Origin of the sequence: Mesorhizobium sp. L103C131B0 (assembly GCF_000502275.1) — a bacterium.
Taxonomy (GTDB): domain Bacteria; phylum Pseudomonadota; class Alphaproteobacteria; order Rhizobiales; family Rhizobiaceae; genus Mesorhizobium.
Genome location: NZ_AYXC01000007.1, coordinates 153,770 through 171,783, shown reverse-complemented (window position 1 = coordinate 171,783; position 18,014 = coordinate 153,770). Strand labels below are relative to the sequence as shown.

12 protein-coding genes are annotated in these 18,014 nt (G+C 64.3%); 6 read left to right on the top strand and 6 right to left on the bottom strand.

Annotated features, from left to right (window positions below; all coding sequences use genetic code 11):
• Window positions 1-137: 137 nt before the first annotated feature.
• Together X730_RS149520 and X730_RS149525 are read right to left on the bottom strand one after the other, a co-directional pair.
• Window positions 138-2,417 carry an NADP-dependent malic enzyme gene (locus X730_RS149520; RefSeq protein WP_023826516.1) on the bottom strand — a complete coding sequence of 760 codons (2,280 nt, stop codon included), beginning with the start codon at window positions 2,415-2,417 and terminating at the stop codon, window positions 138-140.
• Between the two features lie 142 nt (window positions 2,418-2,559).
• Window positions 2,560-3,741 carry a glycosyltransferase gene (locus tag X730_RS149525; protein ID WP_032910081.1) on the bottom strand — a complete coding sequence of 394 codons (1,182 nt, stop codon included), beginning with the start codon at window positions 3,739-3,741 and terminating at the stop codon, window positions 2,560-2,562.
• Window positions 3,742-3,906: 165 nt separating this feature from the next.
• Between X730_RS149525 and mutS the strand changes: the two genes are divergently transcribed.
• The 3 genes from mutS (at window position 3,907) to X730_RS149540 (ending at window position 7,795) form a co-directional block, all read left to right on the top strand.
• Window positions 3,907-6,636 (top strand): DNA mismatch repair protein MutS, encoded by a 2,730-nt coding sequence (gene mutS, locus X730_RS149530; RefSeq protein WP_023752996.1) that lies wholly within the window; start codon window positions 3,907-3,909, stop codon window positions 6,634-6,636.
• A 73-nt stretch (window positions 6,637-6,709) separates the two neighbouring features.
• Window positions 6,710-7,174: a nuclear transport factor 2 family protein gene (locus tag X730_RS149535; protein ID WP_023685130.1), complete on the top strand. Its 465-nt coding sequence runs from the start codon at window positions 6,710-6,712 to the stop codon at window positions 7,172-7,174.
• A gap of 66 nt (window positions 7,175-7,240) precedes the next feature.
• The gene (locus X730_RS149540) at window positions 7,241-7,795 is read left to right on the top strand and encodes a TetR/AcrR family transcriptional regulator (RefSeq protein WP_023826514.1); all 555 of its coding nucleotides are present in this window, start codon (window positions 7,241-7,243) and stop codon (window positions 7,793-7,795) included.
• 4 nt (window positions 7,796-7,799) lie between these two features.
• On the opposite strand, the gene X730_RS149545 is transcribed toward X730_RS149540, so the two are convergent.
• The 4 genes from X730_RS149545 to X730_RS149560 all read right to left on the bottom strand — a co-directional run bounded on the left by X730_RS149545 (window position 7,800) and on the right by X730_RS149560 (window position 12,483).
• Complete coding sequence (locus tag X730_RS149545; protein WP_023685132.1) at window positions 7,800-8,558, bottom strand: MBL fold metallo-hydrolase; 759 nt, start codon at window positions 8,556-8,558, stop codon at window positions 7,800-7,802.
• Between the two features lie 52 nt (window positions 8,559-8,610).
• Complete coding sequence (locus X730_RS149550; protein WP_023826513.1) at window positions 8,611-9,456, bottom strand: aldo/keto reductase; 846 nt, start codon at window positions 9,454-9,456, stop codon at window positions 8,611-8,613.
• Window positions 9,457-9,548: 92 nt separating this feature from the next.
• A complete protein-coding gene (locus X730_RS149555) occupies window positions 9,549-9,932 on the bottom strand; it encodes a DUF305 domain-containing protein (RefSeq protein ID WP_023685134.1) in 384 nt (127 codons plus the stop codon).
• A 43-nt stretch (window positions 9,933-9,975) separates the two neighbouring features.
• On the bottom strand, window positions 9,976-12,483 hold the full coding sequence (locus tag X730_RS149560) for a heavy metal translocating P-type ATPase (RefSeq protein WP_023826512.1): 2,508 nt from the start codon (window positions 12,481-12,483) through the stop codon (window positions 9,976-9,978).
• On the opposite strand from X730_RS149560, the gene X730_RS149565 reads away from it, so the two are divergent.
• The 3 genes from X730_RS149565 to murJ are packed head-to-tail and all read left to right on the top strand — an operon-like array spanning window position 12,466 to window position 17,997.
• A complete protein-coding gene (locus X730_RS149565; RefSeq protein WP_348633124.1) occupies window positions 12,466-13,503 on the top strand; it encodes a glycosyltransferase family 25 protein in 1,038 nt (345 codons plus the stop codon). The genes X730_RS149560 and X730_RS149565 overlap by 18 nt on opposite strands.
• A gap of 32 nt (window positions 13,504-13,535) precedes the next feature.
• Entirely contained in the window at window positions 13,536-16,331 is a 2,796-nt protein-coding gene (locus X730_RS149570; protein ID WP_023826510.1) for a [protein-PII] uridylyltransferase, read from the top strand.
• Window positions 16,332-16,389: 58 nt separating this feature from the next.
• Window positions 16,390-17,997 carry a murein biosynthesis integral membrane protein MurJ gene (gene murJ, locus X730_RS149575; protein WP_023826509.1) on the top strand — a complete coding sequence of 536 codons (1,608 nt, stop codon included), beginning with the start codon at window positions 16,390-16,392 and terminating at the stop codon, window positions 17,995-17,997.
• The last annotated feature ends 17 nt before the right edge of the window (window positions 17,998-18,014 follow it).

Here is an 18,014-nt window from a genome sequence, read left to right as displayed (position 1 = left end):
TATCAGGTGAATGTTATCAATCTCTTATGGGGTGGCGCGAATAGGCCATCGGTGCAAGCGTTCGGCGACACGAGCCGCTGCAACGCCAGCGACTCCGCCCAAGCAGGAAAAAGACAGTCCGCGGCGCGGACCGCCCCTCAAGCACCCGCCGTATACGCCGCGATCGCAGCCATGTTGACGATGTCGGAATCCTTGGCGTTGAGCGAGACTATCTGGACCGGCTTGTTGAGGCCGACCAGCAGCGGGCCGATGACGGTGGAGCCGCCGAGTTCCTGCAGCATCTTGGTCGAGATCGAGGCCGAGTGGAACGCCGGCATGATCAGCACATTGGCCGGGCCGGTCAGGCGAATGAATGGATACTGGGCCATGGCGCGGGCATTGAGCGCCACGTCGGCGGCCATCTCGCCATCATATTCGAAATCGACGCGGCGCTTGTCGAGGATGCGTACCGCTTCCTGGACGCGTTCCGAGCGCTCGCCCTGCGGGTGGCCGAAAGTCGAATAGGCCAGCATGGCGAGCCTCGGCTCGTAGCCCATGCGGCGGGCAAATCCCGCCGCCTCTTCGGCGATGTCGGCGATCTGCTCGGCATTGGGCATGTCGTGCACGGCGGTATCGGCGACGAGGACTGTTTTGCCCCGCGCGAGCACGATGGAGACGCCGATGACGCGGTGGCCGGGCTTGGCGTCGATGACGCGGCGGATATCGTCAAGCGCCGTGGAATAGTTGCGGGTGACGCCGGTGACGATGCCGTCGGCATCGCCCAACGCCACCATGCAGGCGGCAAAATGGTTGCGGTCATTGTTGATCAGCCGCTGGCAGTCGCGGAACAGGAAGCCTTTGCGCTGCATGCGCTCGTAGAGATAATCGGTATAGATGCCGTTGCGGCGCGACAGCCTGGCATTGATGATCTCGATGCCTTGCTTGTTGAGGTCGATGCCGGCGTGCCTGGCGTTTTCCTTGATGACATCGTCGCGGCCGAGCAGGATCGCGGTGCCGAGCTTCTGGTTCACATAGGAGACGGCGGCACGCATCACCTGTTCTTCCTCGCCCTCGGCAAAGACGATGCGCTTGGGCTGGCGGCGGACGCGGTCGTAGATGCGCTGCAAGGTCGAGGCGATCGGGTCGCGGCGGGCCGACAGTTCCTGCGCGTAGCGGTCGAGGTCGAGGATCGGCTTGCGGGCGACGCCTGACTCCATCGCCGCCTTGGCCACAGCGAGCGGGATGGCCGAGATCAGGCGCGGATCGAACGGCACCGGGATGATGTAGTTCGGGCCGAATTTCGGCCGGTTGCCCTGATAGGCGGCGGCGACATCGTCGGGCACGTCCTTGCGCGCCAGGTCGGCCAGCGCTCTCGCTGCGGCGATCTTCATGTCGTCATTGATGGTGGTGGCCCTGACATCCAGCGCACCGCGGAAGATGTAGGGGAAGCCCAGCACATTGTTGACCTGGTTGGGGTAGTCGGAACGCCCGGTGGCCATGATGGCGTCGGTGCGGATTTCGGCCACTTCCTCCGGCGTGATCTCCGGGTCGGGATTGGCCATGGCGAAGATGATCGGGTTCTTGGCCATCGACTGCACCATCCTGGTGGTCAATGCGCCCTTGGCCGACAGGCCGAGGAAGACGTCGGCGCCGTCCAGCGCCTCGGCCAGGCTGCGCGTGTCGGTCTTGACCGCATGCGCCGACTTCCACTGGTTCATGCCTTCGGTGCGGCCCTGGTAGACGACGCCCTTGGTGTCGCACAGGATGATGTTGTCGGGGGCAAAGCCCATCGCCTTCATCAGTTCGATGCAGGCGATGCCGGCGGCGCCGGCGCCGTTGCAGACCATTTTCGTGGTCTTCATGTCGCGGCCGGTGATCTCCAGCGCGTTGATCAGCCCGGCGGCCGAGATGATGGCGGTGCCGTGCTGGTCGTCATGGAAGACCGGGATGTCCATCAATTCGCGCAGGCGCTGCTCGATGATGAAGCATTCCGGCGCCTTGATGTCTTCCAGGTTGATGCCGCCGAAAGACGGCCCAAGAAAGCGCACGCAATTGATGAACTCGTCGGCATCCTCGGTGTCGACTTCGAGGTCGATGGAGTCGACATCGGCGAAACGCTTGAACAGCACCGCCTTGCCTTCCATAACCGGCTTGGAGGCCAGCGCGCCGAGATTGCCGAGGCCGAGAATGGCGGTGCCGTTGGATATGACGGCGACCATGTTGCCGCGCGTCGTGTAGTCGAAAGCGCGGCTGGGGTCTTCGGCAATGGCCAGCACAGGAACCGCGACACCCGGCGAATAGGCGAGGCTCAGATCGCGCTGCGTCGCCATCGGCTTGGTGGCGACGATCTCCAGCTTGCCGGGGCGGCCCATGGCGTGGAATTCCAGCGCCTCCTCGGCGCTGACGGAGGGGCCGCTATTTTCGGTTTTCTTGGCCATGATGCTTTTGATTTCCTCGCCGGTGTCGCCCCCTTGAGACGGGTGCGTGTTTTTGAAACTTCCGGATCAAGGCTACACGCCACCGCTGTAAATCGCCAAGCGATCTTCACGCCCGCAGCGAATCTCCCGAAGTCGAACGGCGTCACGTCGGCTCTGGCTCGCTGACGAAGGCAGCGATTTCGCGCACCGTTCCCCGCCGCATCATGCCGTCTGTGCCGGGGAAAGGCCACGTCTCGATGGGTGGCGCACGGCTTCCCTTGCGCCGCAGCAATGCAGTCAGGAACGCCATGAGTTCGATGCGCTGGGCGTGAACCTTCTCCAGCGTGCGGCGGCGGATCTGCTGACGCGGTATGGCACGATCTCGCAGCGTCTCGACGGCGCGGCGAATGGCAGCCGGTTCCGGATCGGCGACGATGCAATAATCCGGATCGAAATAGACGTCGCGACCGCCAAGGCTCGGCGTACTGACGATCGGCAGGCCGGCCATCAGATATTCCATCGAGGAGTACATCGCTCCTTCCACGGCCGACAGGCACAGCCCGACGGCGGCCTGGTTGTAGACGTGGTTGACCTGTTGCGCCGTCAGCTTGCCCGGCCAGCCGTCGACGAGCGGATTGGCGATCTGGTGGAGCGGCGAACGCGCCTGCAGTCGCCGAACAAAGGCGCGGGCGGCAACCGGCGGCAATTCGCCGATCGAATAGGTGATGTGGGCCAGCCGCTCTATGTCGAAGGCCAGGTGATGGCGTTTGATCGGCGAGATGCGGCCATTGTAGACCGCGTCGAATTCGACCGGCACGTCCGGCAGCTGCCGGAATATATCCTCCGACACCATCAGATTGTGGTTGGAGAAGATGGCATTGCCGCCCGCAGCCGCGACGAGACGGCGCTCTTCCTCGGTGTTGCACAGGAAGATGATTTCGTGCAGCGGAAACCGGCCGGCATACCAGGCGAGATCGCGGCCCATCCGGGCGATGACAGCCGGCCGCTCCATGGTCCAGGTCTGCATCGTCAGGAAGGTGACGCGCCGTCCCGCCAGGCGCCGGCCAAGGGCCGCCAGTGGATAGAGCGGACGGGCTCCGCCAATCGGGACATAGAGCACCAACGGGTCGCGGCTGAGCACATGCAGCGACATCTCGATGCCGCCATCGACATCGGACAGCGGCCCGCGTGTCGGCAGGAGGAAGGGGACGCGCTTGCGCAGTGTCCCCCTGAGCTTGCCTTTGGTGCGGTGGACGCGCCGCGCCGCCAACAGCAGCAGGCGCTCAAGCGCCGATCCAGCCGGACCGACCAGCTCTTCGAACGCCTCCTGTTTGTCCTGATCCATGCCGCTTATCCCCGCCATGGCGATCATAGGGTCTGGTTGGCGCCCGAAGCAACCAACGGCTTCACCCGGCGTAGAGGGAGCACAAGCCGCCGTCGAGGCCGGTCGTCCCCTGCTTTTCGGGCCGCCGGCATTAAACCCCGCACCCACATCTGCTAGCGTGCGGGCATGAACATGCACACTTCAGCAGAAACCGACGCCCCCGAGGTGACACCGCCTGCGCCCGTCGGCAGCGTCACGCCGATGATGGAGCAATATATCGAGATCAAGGCGGCGAACCCGGATTCTCTGCTGTTCTACCGCATGGGCGATTTTTACGAGCTGTTCTTCGACGACGCCGAAAAGGCGAGCAAGGCGCTGGGCATCGTCCTGACCAAGCGCGGCAAGCACCAGGGTAACGACATTCCGATGTGCGGCGTGCCGGTGCATGCGGCCGACGACTATCTGCAAAAGCTGATCGGCCAAGGTTTTCGCGTTGCCGTCTGCGAGCAGATCGAGGACCCGGCGGAAGCCAGGAAGCGCGGCGGCAAATCGGTCGTACGCCGTGACGTGGTGCGCCTGGTGACGCCAGGCACCATCACCGAGGATAAATTGCTGGCGCCGTCGGAATCGAGCTTCCTGATGGCGCTAGGGCGGGTGAAGGGCGGCAACAGCGGTGACGCCTTCGCCCTGGCCTGGATCGAGATCTCGACCGGCGTCTTCCGCGTCGCCGAAACCACGACCGACCGCCTGCTGGCCGATGTCTTCCGCGTCGACCCGCGCGAGCTGATCGTCGCCGAGCCGGTGTTTTACGATCCCGAGTTGAAGCCGGTGTTCGACGTCATTGGCCGCGTTGCCAGCCCGCAGCCGCCGTCGCTTTTCGATTCGGCTTCGGCAGCGGGGCGGATCGCGCGTTTCTTCGAAGTGGCGACGCCGGACAGTTTCGGCGCCTTCTCGCGCGCCGAATTGTCGGCGATCTCGGGCGCCATCGCCTATGTCGAAAAGACGCAGAAGGCCGAGCGGCCGCCTTTGTCGCGTCCCGAACGCGAGGAGCAGGGCTCGACGCTGTTCATCGATCCTGCGACACGCGGCAATCTGGAACTGTTGCGCACGCTGTCGGGCAGCCGCGACGGCTCGCTGTTCAAGGCTATAGACCGCACGGTCACCGGCGGCGGCGCCAGGCTGCTCGCCGACCGGCTGATGGCGCCGCTGACTGACCCGGCGGCGATCGGCGCCAGGCTCGATTCTGTGTCGTTCTTCCGTGCGGAGACGCAGCTTTGCCAGGCGGTGCGGTCAGGCCTGAAGAGCGTCGCCGACATGCCGCGGGCGCTGTCGCGGCTGGCGCTCAACCGCGGCGGCCCGCGCGATCTCGGCGCGCTGCGTGCCGGCTTCGAAGCGGCGGCCACCATTGCCGAACTGTTCGGAACGGCCGTCCTGCCCGCGGAGCTGACAGCGGCACTTGCCGCGATAAAGGCGCTGCCGCGCGCGCTGGCCGGGCATCTGACCCAGGCTCTTGGCGAGGAACTGCCGCTGCTGAGGCGCGACGGCGGCTTCGTGCGCGGCGGCTACCATGCCGAGCTCGACGAGATGCGGGCGCTGCGCGATGAGTCTCGCAAGGTGATCGCCGGGCTGGAGCGCTCGCTGATCGAGGAGACTGGCATCCGCTCGCTGAAGATCCGCCACAACAATGTGCTGGGCTATTACATCGAGGTGACCGCCAACCATCATTCGATCATGACCGGCAGCGATGGCGCCAAGGCACGCTTCATCCACCGCCAGACCATGGCCAATGCCATGCGTTTCACCACGACCGAACTTGCCGAACTCGAGACCAAAATCGCCAATGCCGCTGACCGGGCGCTGAGCATCGAGCTTGCCGCTTTCGATACGCTGACGGCTGAGGCGGTCGGCGAGGCGCAGAAGATCCGCGCCGGCGCCGATGCGCTCGCCGTACTCGACGTGTCGGCGGCGCTCGCGCTGTTGTCGGAGAGCGAAGCCTGGTGCCGGCCGCTGGTCGATTCCAGCCTCGCCTTCGACATCTCGGGCGGACGCCATCCGGTGGTCGAACAGGCGCTTCGCCGTTCGGGCGAAGGGCCGTTCGTCGCCAATGATTGCGATCTGTCGCCGCAAGACGGTGCCAAGGCCGGCGCCATCTGGCTGCTCACCGGTCCGAATATGGGCGGTAAGTCGACCTTCCTGCGGCAAAACGCACTGATCGCCATCCTTGCCCAGACCGGCTCCTTCGTGCCGGCGACATCGGCCCATATCGGCGTCGTCGACAGGCTGTTCTCGCGCGTCGGCGCCTCGGACGATCTGGCGCGTGGCCGCTCCACCTTTATGGTCGAGATGGTAGAGACGGCCGCGATCCTCAACCAGGCCGGTGAGCGGGCGCTGGTGATCCTCGACGAAATCGGCCGCGGCACCGCCACCTTCGATGGCCTGTCGATCGCCTGGGCGGCGGTCGAGTATCTGCACGAGAAGAACCGCTGCCGGGCGATCTTCGCCACTCATTTCCACGAAATGACGGCACTCTCCGGCAAGCTGCCGCGACTGCACAATGTCACGATGCGGGTCAAGGAGTGGGAAGGCGACGTCGTCTTCCTGCACGAGGTCGGCAAGGGTGCCGCCGATCGCTCCTATGGCGTTCAGGTCGCTCGCCTTGCCGGTCTGCCGGAAGCGGTGGTCGGCCGCGCCAAAGAGGTGCTGCATCAGCTCGAGGAAGGCGATGTCTCCGGCAAGGCCAACCGACTGGTCGACGATCTGCCGCTGTTTTCGGTGGCAATGAAGCGGGAAGCGGCAAAGCCTGCGGAGAGCGACGCATTGGGCGCAGCGCTGGGTGAGATCAATCCAGACGAGATGACGCCGCGCGAGGCGCTGGAAGCGCTCTACCGGCTGAAGGGGCTGGCGGGGAAAACCTAGCCCGATTTCGGCCTTGACCAATTGTACCGATTGGTACAATGCTCGCCATCGCCTTTGCCTATGGGAGAATGACATGAGCCGTCCGCCGCTGCCGCCCTTCACCGCCGAGACCGCCGCGCAGAAGGCTCGGCTTGCCGAAGACGCCTGGAACAGCCGCGATCCCGAACGGGTTTCGCTCGCCTATACGCAGGACAGCACCTGGCGCAACCGCGCCGAGTTCGTCTCGGGCAGAAATGAGATCGTCTCCTTCCTCACGCGCAAATGGGCTCGCGAGCTCGACTATCGCCTGATCAAGGAGGTCTGGACCTGGAACGACAACCGCATCGCGGTGCGCTTTGCCTATGAATGGCGCGACGACAGTGGCCACTGGTTCCGCTCCTACGGCAATGAGAATTGGGAATTCGACGCGGCCGGGCTGATGCGTAGGCGCGTCGCCAGCATCAACGACCTGCCGATCGCCGAGGGTGAGCGCAAATATCACTGGCCGCTCGGCCGCCGACCGGACGACCATCCCGGCCTGTCCGAACTCGGATTTTAGAATATGATCCCTAGAGCTGTGTCGCGGTTTTCGGCAAAGATCATGCTCAAGCGGAAAAACTAGCGCATGCGCAGGATCGCGTCCGATCGCGCCGATTTGCTCTCCATCATCGGCGAGGTTTTCCGCGAACACGGCTATGAAGGGGCGAGCCTGGCGCGGATCGGTGCGGCGACCGGCCTAGGCAAAGGCAGCCTTTACCACTTCTTCCCCGGCGGCAAGGAAGAGATGGCGGCGGCTGTCATTGCCCATATAGATGGCTGGTTCGAGGAGAATGTCTTCGTGCCGTTGCAGGACAGGGCCTACCCTCGCACGGGTATCGATCGGATGTTCGAAGCGACCGACAGCTATTTCCGCTCGGGACGCCGGGTGTGCCTGATCGGCGCCTTCGCGCTGGACGAATCCCGCGACCTCTTCGCCATTGCGATCAAAAGCTATTTCGGCCGCTGGGTGGCGCATCTTGCCGAAGCGCTGACCCGAAGCGGGCACAGCGCTGCCAGGGCGGACGAACTCGCCGAAGAAACGGTCGGCGCCATCCAGGGCGCGCTCACGCTGGCGCGCGCCTTCGACGACACCGCAGTGTTTTCGCGCGCGTTGCGACGGGCGCGGGCGGCGCTCGGCTAGAGTGCTACAAGGGCTCGAAGCGGAAAGCCGTCTCGGTTCGAAAAACCCGGCCGACGCCGGGCGAATCAAGATGCGCGCCGGCGACGTAGCAGTCGTTGTTGGCCGCAAGCGCCAGCATTTGCAACCGGCTTGCCCTCGCCTGCTGCTGGTCTGCGTCGAATTCCCACGTGATCTCGGGTCGAGCGAATTGAAGCGACGGCACATGTACGATGTCGCCCCAGATCAACAGTGTTTCGCCTGCGCTCACAACGCGAAAGCAAGTGTGGCCGGCTTCATGGCCAGCGGAGCCGATCGTATCGATGTCAGCGCTGACGCGCTGTCCAGCATCGAGAGGCTGGGCGCGATCGTGGAAGCATTCCAGCCTCGCCACGTCGCGAAACATGCCGAGCTCAGCGCGCGGGACAAGCAGGCGAGAGAGCTGCGGGAAGCCGTCGCCACCATCGGCAAGGATGAGCCCGTGTATATGGTCGAGATGGGTGTGGGTGAAAGCAACAGTCCGAATCCGGTCGGTGGCGATCTTCGCCTCGCGCAGCGCCTCGGGCAGGTGCCCCATTGTCGGGTGCCAGGCGTTCGAAGCCCCTGTGTCGATCAGCGTGATGTCGTCGCCGTCATCGATGGCGAAGGCGTTGACCGACAGCCTGAGCGCACCGTCGACGAGCGGTACATGCGAGGGCAGGTTGTCACCGAATGTCCGGTCTCCGGGCTGGCGCAGCCGCCTGATTGGCATGTCGACGTAACCGTCGCGCAGCGACGTGACCGTCATGGCTCCGACTCTATACGCCGTATGATGATACCCGGTCGAAACCCGTTCCAATCTAGATCATCTCCAGCCCGCGCTTGCGCGTCGGCGGTGGAAAGGCGCGGTCGAGTTCGGCGAGGTCTTCGGCCGTCAGCTCGATGTCGAGCGCGGCAACATTCTGGCGGACATGCTCCTGGCTGCTCGCCTTCGGGATGGCGATGACACCGGGCTGCGCCATCACCCAGGCAAGCGCGATCTGTGCTGCCGTGGCGTTGTGGCGGGCGGCGATGGTTTCCAGCCTGGAATTGCGCGCCAGCGCGCCCTGCTCGACCGGCGAATAGGCCATCAGCGGGATGCCGCGCTGCCGGCTCCACGGTGCGAGATCGAATTCGGGGCCGCGCCGCGACAGATTGTAGAGCACCTGGTTGGTCTGGACATGATTGCCAGACGACAGGCCGGTCAGCTCCTCCATTTCGTCGGTGTCGAAATTGCTGACACCCCAGTGGCGTATCTTGCCGGCCTCCTTCAGCGCCTCGAAAGCCTCGACGGTTTCAGATAGAGGCACACTGCCCGGCCAGTGCAGGAGATAGAGATCGATGCGGTCGGTGCGCAGGCGCTTCAAGCTGTTTTCGCAGGCCCGCGCCACGCCGGCGCGCGAGGCATTGGACGGCAATACCTTGGAGACAAGAAAGAGCTCGTCGCGGCGCCCGGCAATGGCTTCCGCCACCACCTCCTCGGCGCCGCCGCTGGCATACATTTCAGCGGTGTCGATCAACGTCATGCCGAGGTCCAGCCCGAGCTTCAGGGCATTGACCTCGCCGGCGCGGCGGCGGGAATCCTCGCCCATCTTCCATGTGCCCTGTCCCAGCACCTGGACGGCCTCGCCCGAAGGCAGTGTGGTGGCTCTTATCGTCGATGGCATGTGGGCTCCTGGCGCCGTGTAATCGATGCGAATGGCATCACAAGCACGGAGAGAAATCCAGAATGAATCTCTCCGGCATGGCCGTTGCTGCCTTACTTCGCCGGATGGGCGGCGAGCCAGGCCTGCATCTTGGCGATCTCGGCTTCCTGCGCGGCGATGACATCTTCGGCCAGCTTGCGGATTTCGGGATCCTTGCCATTGGCGAGTTCCACCTTGGCCATGTCGATCGCGCCCCGATGATGCGGGATCATGCCGCGCACGAAATCGACATCGGCATTGCCGGAATATTCGATCATCATGTCGGTGTGCATCTTGTCCATCGCCGCCTTGTAGCCGTCGGTCGAAGGACCTTGCGCGCCCATCGCGCCCATGTCGTGTTTCATCTCTTCGGATTGCGCCGGGACGCTTTCGAGGAAAACGGCAAGCAGCATTCCCGCCGCCATCATCAAAAGCACGATTTTCTTAGCCAAGGTCATCCATGATCTCCTGTTGATTGAAATTCGAATCTGGGGGCTTTGCTCAGAGTTTCAACGTCCGCAGCCGCAATGCGTTGGCGATGACCGAAACCGAAGACAGGCTCATGGCCGCCGCCGCCAGCATCGGCGACAAAAGCGTGCCGGTGAGCGGATAGAGCACGCCGGCAGCAACCGGCACGCCAAGCACATTGTAGAGGAAGGCGAAAAACAGATTCTGGCGGATGTTGCGGATAGTCCCCTGGGCGAGTGTTCGCGCCCTGACGATGCCGTTGAGATCGCCCTTGACCAGCGTAATGCCGGCGCTCTCGACAGCGACATCGGCGCCGGTGCCCATGGCGATGCCGACATCGGCGCTGGCCAAGGCCGGCGCATCGTTGACGCCGTCCCCGGCCATGGCGACGCCGGCACCTTTCGCACGCAACTCCTCGACAAGGGCGGCCTTTTGTTCCGGCAGAAGGCCGGCGCGCACCTCGTCAATGCCAAGGCTTTTGGCGATGGCGCGCGCCGTGCGTTCATTGTCGCCGGTCGCCATGATGATCCGCAAGCCTCTGTCGTGCAGCGCCCTGATCGCCTCGGCTGTCGTTGCCTTGACCGGATCGGCGACCGCGACAATGCCGGCCAGTTTTTTGTCCACCGCAACGAACATCGCCGTCTTGCCTTCTGCCTGCAGCGCCTCGGCCCTGGCCGACAGGGAAGCGGTGTCGATGCCGACATCGGCCATCATGGCGGCGTTGCCGAGCGAAACCTTCCTGCCAGACACCGTGCCGGATACGCCCTTGCCGGTGACGGCGTCGAAGCCGCCGGCCTCAACGAGCGTCAGGCCGCGTTCGCCGGCGCCGCCGACAATGGCCTCGGCCAGCGGATGCTCCGAGCCTTTTTCCAGGCCGGCGGCGAGCGCCAGCAACTCATTCTCGGACAGGCCGTCGGCAGCGACGACATCGGTCAAGCGAGGCTTGCCTTCGGTCAAGGTGCCGGTCTTGTCGACGATCAACGTGTCGACCGAAGCGAAGCGCTCGAGCGCGGCCGCGTCCTTGATCAGCACGCCCGCGTGCGCCCCGCGCCCGGTGGCGGTCATGATCGACATCGGCGTCGCCAGTCCGAGCGCGCAGGGGCAGGCGATGATCAGCACCGAGACCGCCGAGACGATGGCAAAGATCAAGCTGGGTTCGGGACCGAAGATCGCCCAGGCGGCAAAGGCCGCGAGCGCGACCAGCACGACGGCCGGCACGAAGTAGAAGGAGACGCGATCGGCCAGACCTTGAATCGGCGCGCGCGAACGCTGCGCCTTTGCGACCAGCTCGACGATGCGCGAAAGCGTCGTTTCGGAGCCGACCTTTTCGGCGCGCATGATCAGCGAACCGTTCTTGTTGAGCGTGCCGCCGGTCAAGGCATCGCCTTTCGTTTTTTCGACCGGCAGCGGCTCGCCCGAGATCATCGATTCGTCGATGGAGGAACGGCCTTCCGTTACGATGCCGTCGACCGGCACGGCGTCGCCCGGACGGAGGCGCAGGTGGTCGCCGGTCTTGACCGCATCGAGCGGCACGTCGGTGTCGGAGCCGTCCTCCCCGATCAGCCGTGCCGTCTTCGGCGCCAGGCCGAGCAGCGCACGGATGGCCGAGCCGGTCTTTTCGCGCGCCCGCAATTCGAGCACCTGACCGAGGAATACCAGCGCGACGATGACGGAAGCTGCCTCGAAATAGACCGGGACGGTGCCGCCATGGCCACGGAACTGATGCGGAAAGATGTCCGGAAACAGTGCGGCGACGACGCTGTAGAGGTAGGCCGCACCCACACCCAGCGAAATCAGCGTCCACATGTTGGGGCTGCGGTTGACCACCGATTCCCAGCCCCGATGGAAGAACGGGAAGGCTGCCCACAGCGCCACCGGGCTGGCCAGCGCCAATTCCAGCCAGACCATCGTTCGCCCGTCGACAAACGCCTGGAACGTCAGGCCGAGCATCGGCGCCATGGCAACGATCAGCAGCGGCACGGACAGCACCGCGCTGACCCAGAACCGTCTGGTGAAGTCCACCAGTTCGGGGTTCGGGCCCTCATCGCCAGTGGGAACGCCCATCGGCTCAAGCGCCATGCCACAGATCGGGCAGGAGCCGGGCTTGTCTCTTATCACTTCGGGGTGCATCGGGCAGGTGTATTGCGTGCCTTTCGGCACTGGCGACGGCGCCGGCCTATCGCCGAGATATTTTTGTGGCTCGGCCTCGAACTTCGCCTGGCAGCCGGCCGAGCAGAAATAGAAACCCTGGCCTTCGTGGCGGAAGAAATGCCTGGCGGTAGCGCGGTCGACACTCATGCCACAGACGGGGTCGGTGGCGGTCAGGTATTTTTCGGGCCCGGCGACGAATTTCGTACGGCAACCCTCGCTGCAGAAGTGAAAGAGACGGCCGCCATGCTCGGCCGTCGGCTTGCCCGCGGCCGGATCGACGCTCATGCCGCACACCGGATCGCGCACCACGGCTTCGGCGGCCGGCTCAGCAGCCTTTGCCGCACAACAGCTGCCATCGGCCGCGTGGTGGTGATGCTCGGAATGCGCCATCGAAAAATGCCTTATATCTGTCTGGGTGAGGAGGTAGTGCTTCCAGTAACTGGAAGGTCAAGGGGCGATTTCGACTTTTCGATCATGGCCGTCATCGCGCACATCAAAGGGAAAATCGCTTACGCGACTTTGTTCCCATGCTATGGACGCGCGTCCCACTGCATCGATCCCACCCAAATGAAATGCCTGATTATCAATCTCGATCGGTCCCGCGATCGCCTCGCCCATGTAACGGCGGAGTTCGCGCGCATCGGCATCGCCTTCGAGCGGGTCGCCGCCATCGATGCGCGAGATCGGCCGGATCTGGCCGAAATGCCGCAGGGCAAGAAGCATTTGCGTCTGGCCGACGCCGAGATTGCATGCCTGCTCAGCCACCAACAGTGTTGGTCGATGATCGCGACAGGTGAGGATGCTTACGCGGCGATTTTCGAGGACGATGTCGTTTTCCCGGACAAAGCCGGCGCTTTGCTTGCCGATGCGGGCTGGATTCCCGCCGATGCGGACATCGTCAAGTTGGAAACGTTCTTCAACCGGACCGTAATTTCACGCAAGCAAGTTGCCTGCGGCCACGGTTTTTCTGCGAGCAGACTGCACGGGCTCCATATCGGTACGGCGGGATACATCCTGTCCAGACAGGCCGCGCGGGACCTTCTTGCGGCAACGAATGAGATCAGCATTCCCGTCGATCACCTCATCTTCAATCCGCGTTTTGCTACCTCGTCCGACAAGGTCATTTACCAACTCGTCCCAGCATTGTGCCTGCAGGCACAATTCCTCGGCGACAGTCCGGTGAGATTGCCAAGCCTGCTCAAGCAGGAGCGAACAGAGGAATGGGTGGCAAGCGGGATAGGTAAACGGCGCCCCAGGCCAATCACCGCCAAGGTAAGGAACGAGACCAGGCGGTTGACGCGGCAGATCGCCGATCTCTTCCGGCTCCGGCGCGAGATGATCATCCCTTTCTGGTATCGCGGCCGACGCGTCCGTCCGCCCCATACACAGCGCCGTGAAAACGCGCTATAGACGCCGCGCAAAGGCGAGGCCCCCGGCAATCCATGGCAAAAATCTCCCTCAAGCTCGACGCGCTGATCGACAGCGAGGCTTTGCGCCGCGACATGACGGCGCTGATCTCGGCGGCCAGCGGCGCCGAGCCCGGCGCGCGCGTCGGTGCGCTCCGGCTGCTGAAGGATCGGCTGACCGAGGGCCGCAAGGTTGCCGAGCGCATGCTGATGGACGATGGCAGCGGCACGGCCTGCGCCGCCCGGCTGTCGCATCTGATGGACGAGATCATCCGCGCCCTCTACGAGTTCGCCGCGACCCACGTCTACCGGGTGAAAAGCCCCTCGACCGCAGAGCGCATGGCGGTCGTTGCCGTCGGCGGCTATGGCCGCGGCACGCTGGCGCCGGGCTCCGACATCGACCTGTTGTTCCTGCTGCCCTACAAGCAGACGCCGTGGGGCGAACAGATCGTCGAATATATGCTCTATATGCTGTGGGACCTCGGGTTGAAGGTTGGCCACGCCACCCGCAACATCGACGAGTGTCTCAGGCTGTCGCGCAGCGATATCACCATCCGCACCACGATCCTGGAAGCGCGGTTCCTGTGGGGCGAACAGAAGCTCTTCGACGAATTGCTCACCCGCTTCGACCATGAAGTGGTGCGCACCACCGGACCGGAATATGTGCAGGCCAAGCTCGCCGAACGCGACGATCGCCATGCCAAGGCCGGCGAAAGCCGCTATCTGGTCGAGCCCAACGTCAAGGATGGCAAGGGCGGCCTGCGCGATTTGCAGACGCTGTTCTGGATCGCCAAGTATTTTTATCGCGTGCGCACCGGCGAGGAATTGGTCGAGAAAGGTGTCTTCACCGAGGCCGAGTACCGCGAATTCCAGAAGGCCGAAGACTTCCTGTGGGCGGTGCGCTGCCACATGCATTTCCTCACCGGCAAGCCAGAGGAACGGCTGCATTTCGATATCCAGCGCGAGATCGCCGAACGGCTGGGCTACACCACCCATCCCGGTCTGTCGGCGGTCGAGCGCTTCATGAAGCATTACTTCCTCGTCGCCAAGGATGTCGGCGACCTCACCCGCATCTTCTGCGCCGCGCTCGAGGAAGAGCAGGCCAAGCATGTGCCCGGCTTCAACCGCATCTTCCTCACCTTCCAGCGCCGCAAGCGCAAGCTGGCAGGCACGTCGGACTTCATTGTCGACAATCACCGCATCAACGTCGCCGACGACAGCGTGTTCGAGCGCGACCCGGTCAATCTGCTCAGGCTGTTCTGGTTCGCCGACAAGCACGGGCTGGAGTTCCATCCCGATGCGCTGAAGCTGCTCACCCGCTCGCTCGGTCTGGTCAACAAGTCGCTGCGGCGCGACGAGGAGGCCAACCGGCTGTTCCTCGACATCCTGACCTCGGACCGCAATGCCGAGCTTAATTTGCGGCGCATGAACGAGGCCGGCCTGCTCGGCAGGCTGATCCCCGATTTCGGCAGAATAGTCGCCATGATGCAGTTCTCGATGTACCACCACTATACGGTGGACGAGCACCTGATCCGCTGCATCGGCGTCTTGGCCGAAATCGAGCGCGGCGACGGCGAAAAGGTGCATCCGCTCTCGCACACGCTGATGCCGGGGCTAGAGAAGAGCCGCGAGGCGCTCTATGTCGCGGTGCTGCTGCACGACATCGCCAAGGGCCGGCCGGAGGATCACTCAGAGGCCGGCGCCCGGATCGCACGCCGCATCTGCCCGCATATGGGGCTGTCGGCCGCCGACACCGAGACCGTCGCTTGGCTGGTCGAGAACCATCTGGTGATGTCGATGACGGCGCAGACGCGCGACCTCAACGACCGCAAGACGATCGAGGATTTCGCCTCGATCGTGCAATCGGTCGAGCGGCTGAAAATGCTGTTGATCCTGACCGTCTGCGACATCAGGGGTGTCGGGCCGGGCGTGTGGAACGGCTGGAAGGGCCAGCTCCTGCGCACGCTATACTACGAGACCGAACTGCTTTTGACCGGCGGCTTCTCGGAAGTGTCGCGCGCCAAGCGGACGGCGGCGGCGCGCGAGCGGCTGGCCGAGGCGCTGGCCGATTGGCCGGACAAGGCCCGCAAGCGCTATGTCGGCCTGCATTATGAGAACTATCTGCTGACGGTCGACCTCCCCGATCAGCTGCGCCATGCCGAATTCATCCGCGAAGCCGACGCGGCAGGCAAGAAGCTCGCCACCGTGGTCAGGACCCACCAATTCGAGGCGGTGACCGAGATCACCGTGTTGGCGCAGGATCATCCGCGCCTGCTTTCGGTTATTGCCGGCGCCTGCGCGGGAGCCGGCGGCAACATCGTCGACGCGCAGATATTCACCACGTCCGACGGCCGCGCGCTGGACATCATCCTGATCTCACGGGAATTCGACCGCGACGAGGATGAGCGCCGTCGCGCCGAGCGCGTCGGCCGGCTGATCGAGGACGTGCTGTCGGGCAAGAGCTGGTTGCCGGAGATGATCGAGAAGCGCACCCGGCCGCGGCGCGGCGCCAAGGTGTTCAAGATTCCGCCGCGCGCCGAAATCCGCAACACGCTGTCGAACCGGTTTTCGGTGATCGAGGTCGAGGGACTGGACCGGCCTGGGCTGTTGTCGGAAATCACCAGTGCGTTGTCCGATCTCTCGCTCGACATCGCCTCGGCTCACATCACCACCTTCGGCGAGAAGGTGATCGACACTTTCTATGTCACCGACCTTACGGGGCAGAAGATCGACAACCCGGCACGCACCGCCACCATCCACGCCAGGCTGATCGCGGCGCTTGAAGGCGTTGTCCCAGAGCGCGGCGGCAAGGCCAAGGCGGCGGCCGAGTGACCATCACTTTGTCCCAATCACCCCCTTTGTCCCAATCATCCAGGCAATCTCCCCGCGCATGAGCCTCGTCAAGAAATTCGCCACGGTTGCGTCCGGCACGCTGATGAGCCGCGCCCTTGGCTTTGGCCGCGAGATGCTGATGGCTGCCGCACTCGGCACCGGGCCGGTGGCGGACGCCTTCAACGCCGCCTTCCAGTTTCCAAACACGTTTCGCCGGCTGTTTGCCGAAGGCGCTTTCAACGCCGCCTTCGTGCCGCTGTTTGCCAAGGAGATCGAGACCCACGGCACCGACGGCGCCAAGCGCTTTTCGGAGGAAGTGTTCGGCGTCCTGTTCACCGCACTTCTGGCGCTGACCATCGTCATGGAATTGGCGATGCCGCTGATCGTGCGCTATCTCGTGGCGCCGGGCTTTGCCGACACGCCGGGCAAATTCGAGACGACCGTCCTGCTGGCGACGATCATGTTCCCGTATCTCATCTGCATGTCACTCGCAGCGATGATGGCCGGCATGCTAAATTCGCTGCGCCGCTATTTCGCGGCTGCCGTGGCGCCGGCTTTCCTCAACATCATCCTGATCAGCGTGCTCGGCTACGCCTGGTACCACGGCATGGATGCCCGTGAGGTCGGTTTCAGCCTGTCCTGGGGCGTGCTGGCGGCGGGGCTGGTGCAGCTTGCCATCGTCTGGGTGGCGGTGCGCAATGCCGGCATCGCCATCGGCTTTCGCCGGCCGAAGATGACGCCCAACGTCAAGCGCCTGCTGATCCTGGCGCTGCCGGCGGCGATCACCGGCGGCATCACCCAGATCAACCAGCTGATCGGCACGGCGATCGCGTCGGCGCAGGACAGCGCCGTGTCCTCGCTTGCTTACGCCGACCGCATCTACCAGCTGCCGCTCGGCGTCGTCGGCGTCGCGGTGGCCATCGTGCTGTTGCCGGAGCTGTCGCGGGCGCTGAAATCGGGCAATCTGGTCGAGGCGGCCAATCTGCAGAACCGCTCGGTCGAGTTCACGCTGTTCATGACCTTGCCGGCGGCGGCGGCACTGTGGGTGATGGCGGAGCCGATCGTGCGGCTGGTCTATGAGCGCGGCGCCTTCGCCGCCAACGGCTCGACGCCGACAGTGGCCGCAATCCTGGCGATCTTTGGCCTCGGCCTGCCGGCCTTCGTGCTGATCAAGGCCTTCACTCCCGGCTATTTCGCCCGCGAGGATACGCGCACGCCGATGATGTTCGCCGCCATTTCGGTCGGCGTGAACGTGATCACGGCACTGACGCTGTTCCCGAGCATGGGCGCGCCCGGCATTGCGGTGGCCTCGGCCGTGGCCGGCTGGGTCAACGCTGTGATGCTGCTTGCCGTGCTGATCCGTCGCGGCCATTGGGGCCGCGACGCGCCGCTGCTGAAGCGCATTCCGCGCCTGGTGCTGTCGGCTGCGGTGATGGCGGTGGCGCTCTATTTCGCCGAGCACTGGCTGGCCGTTAGGCTCGGCCCCGGCTCGCCACTGGTGATCAAGGCCGTGACGCTTCTCTCATTGGTAGCCGGCGGGGCGCTGCTCTACTTCGTCACGGCTTTCGCCACCGGCGGCGCCGATTTCGGAATGATCCGGCGCAATGTGAAACGCGGCTCGGGCAAGGCAGCGGCGCCAGCGCCAAAGGCCGATCTGGACGAATAGTCCGGACGAGCTAACAG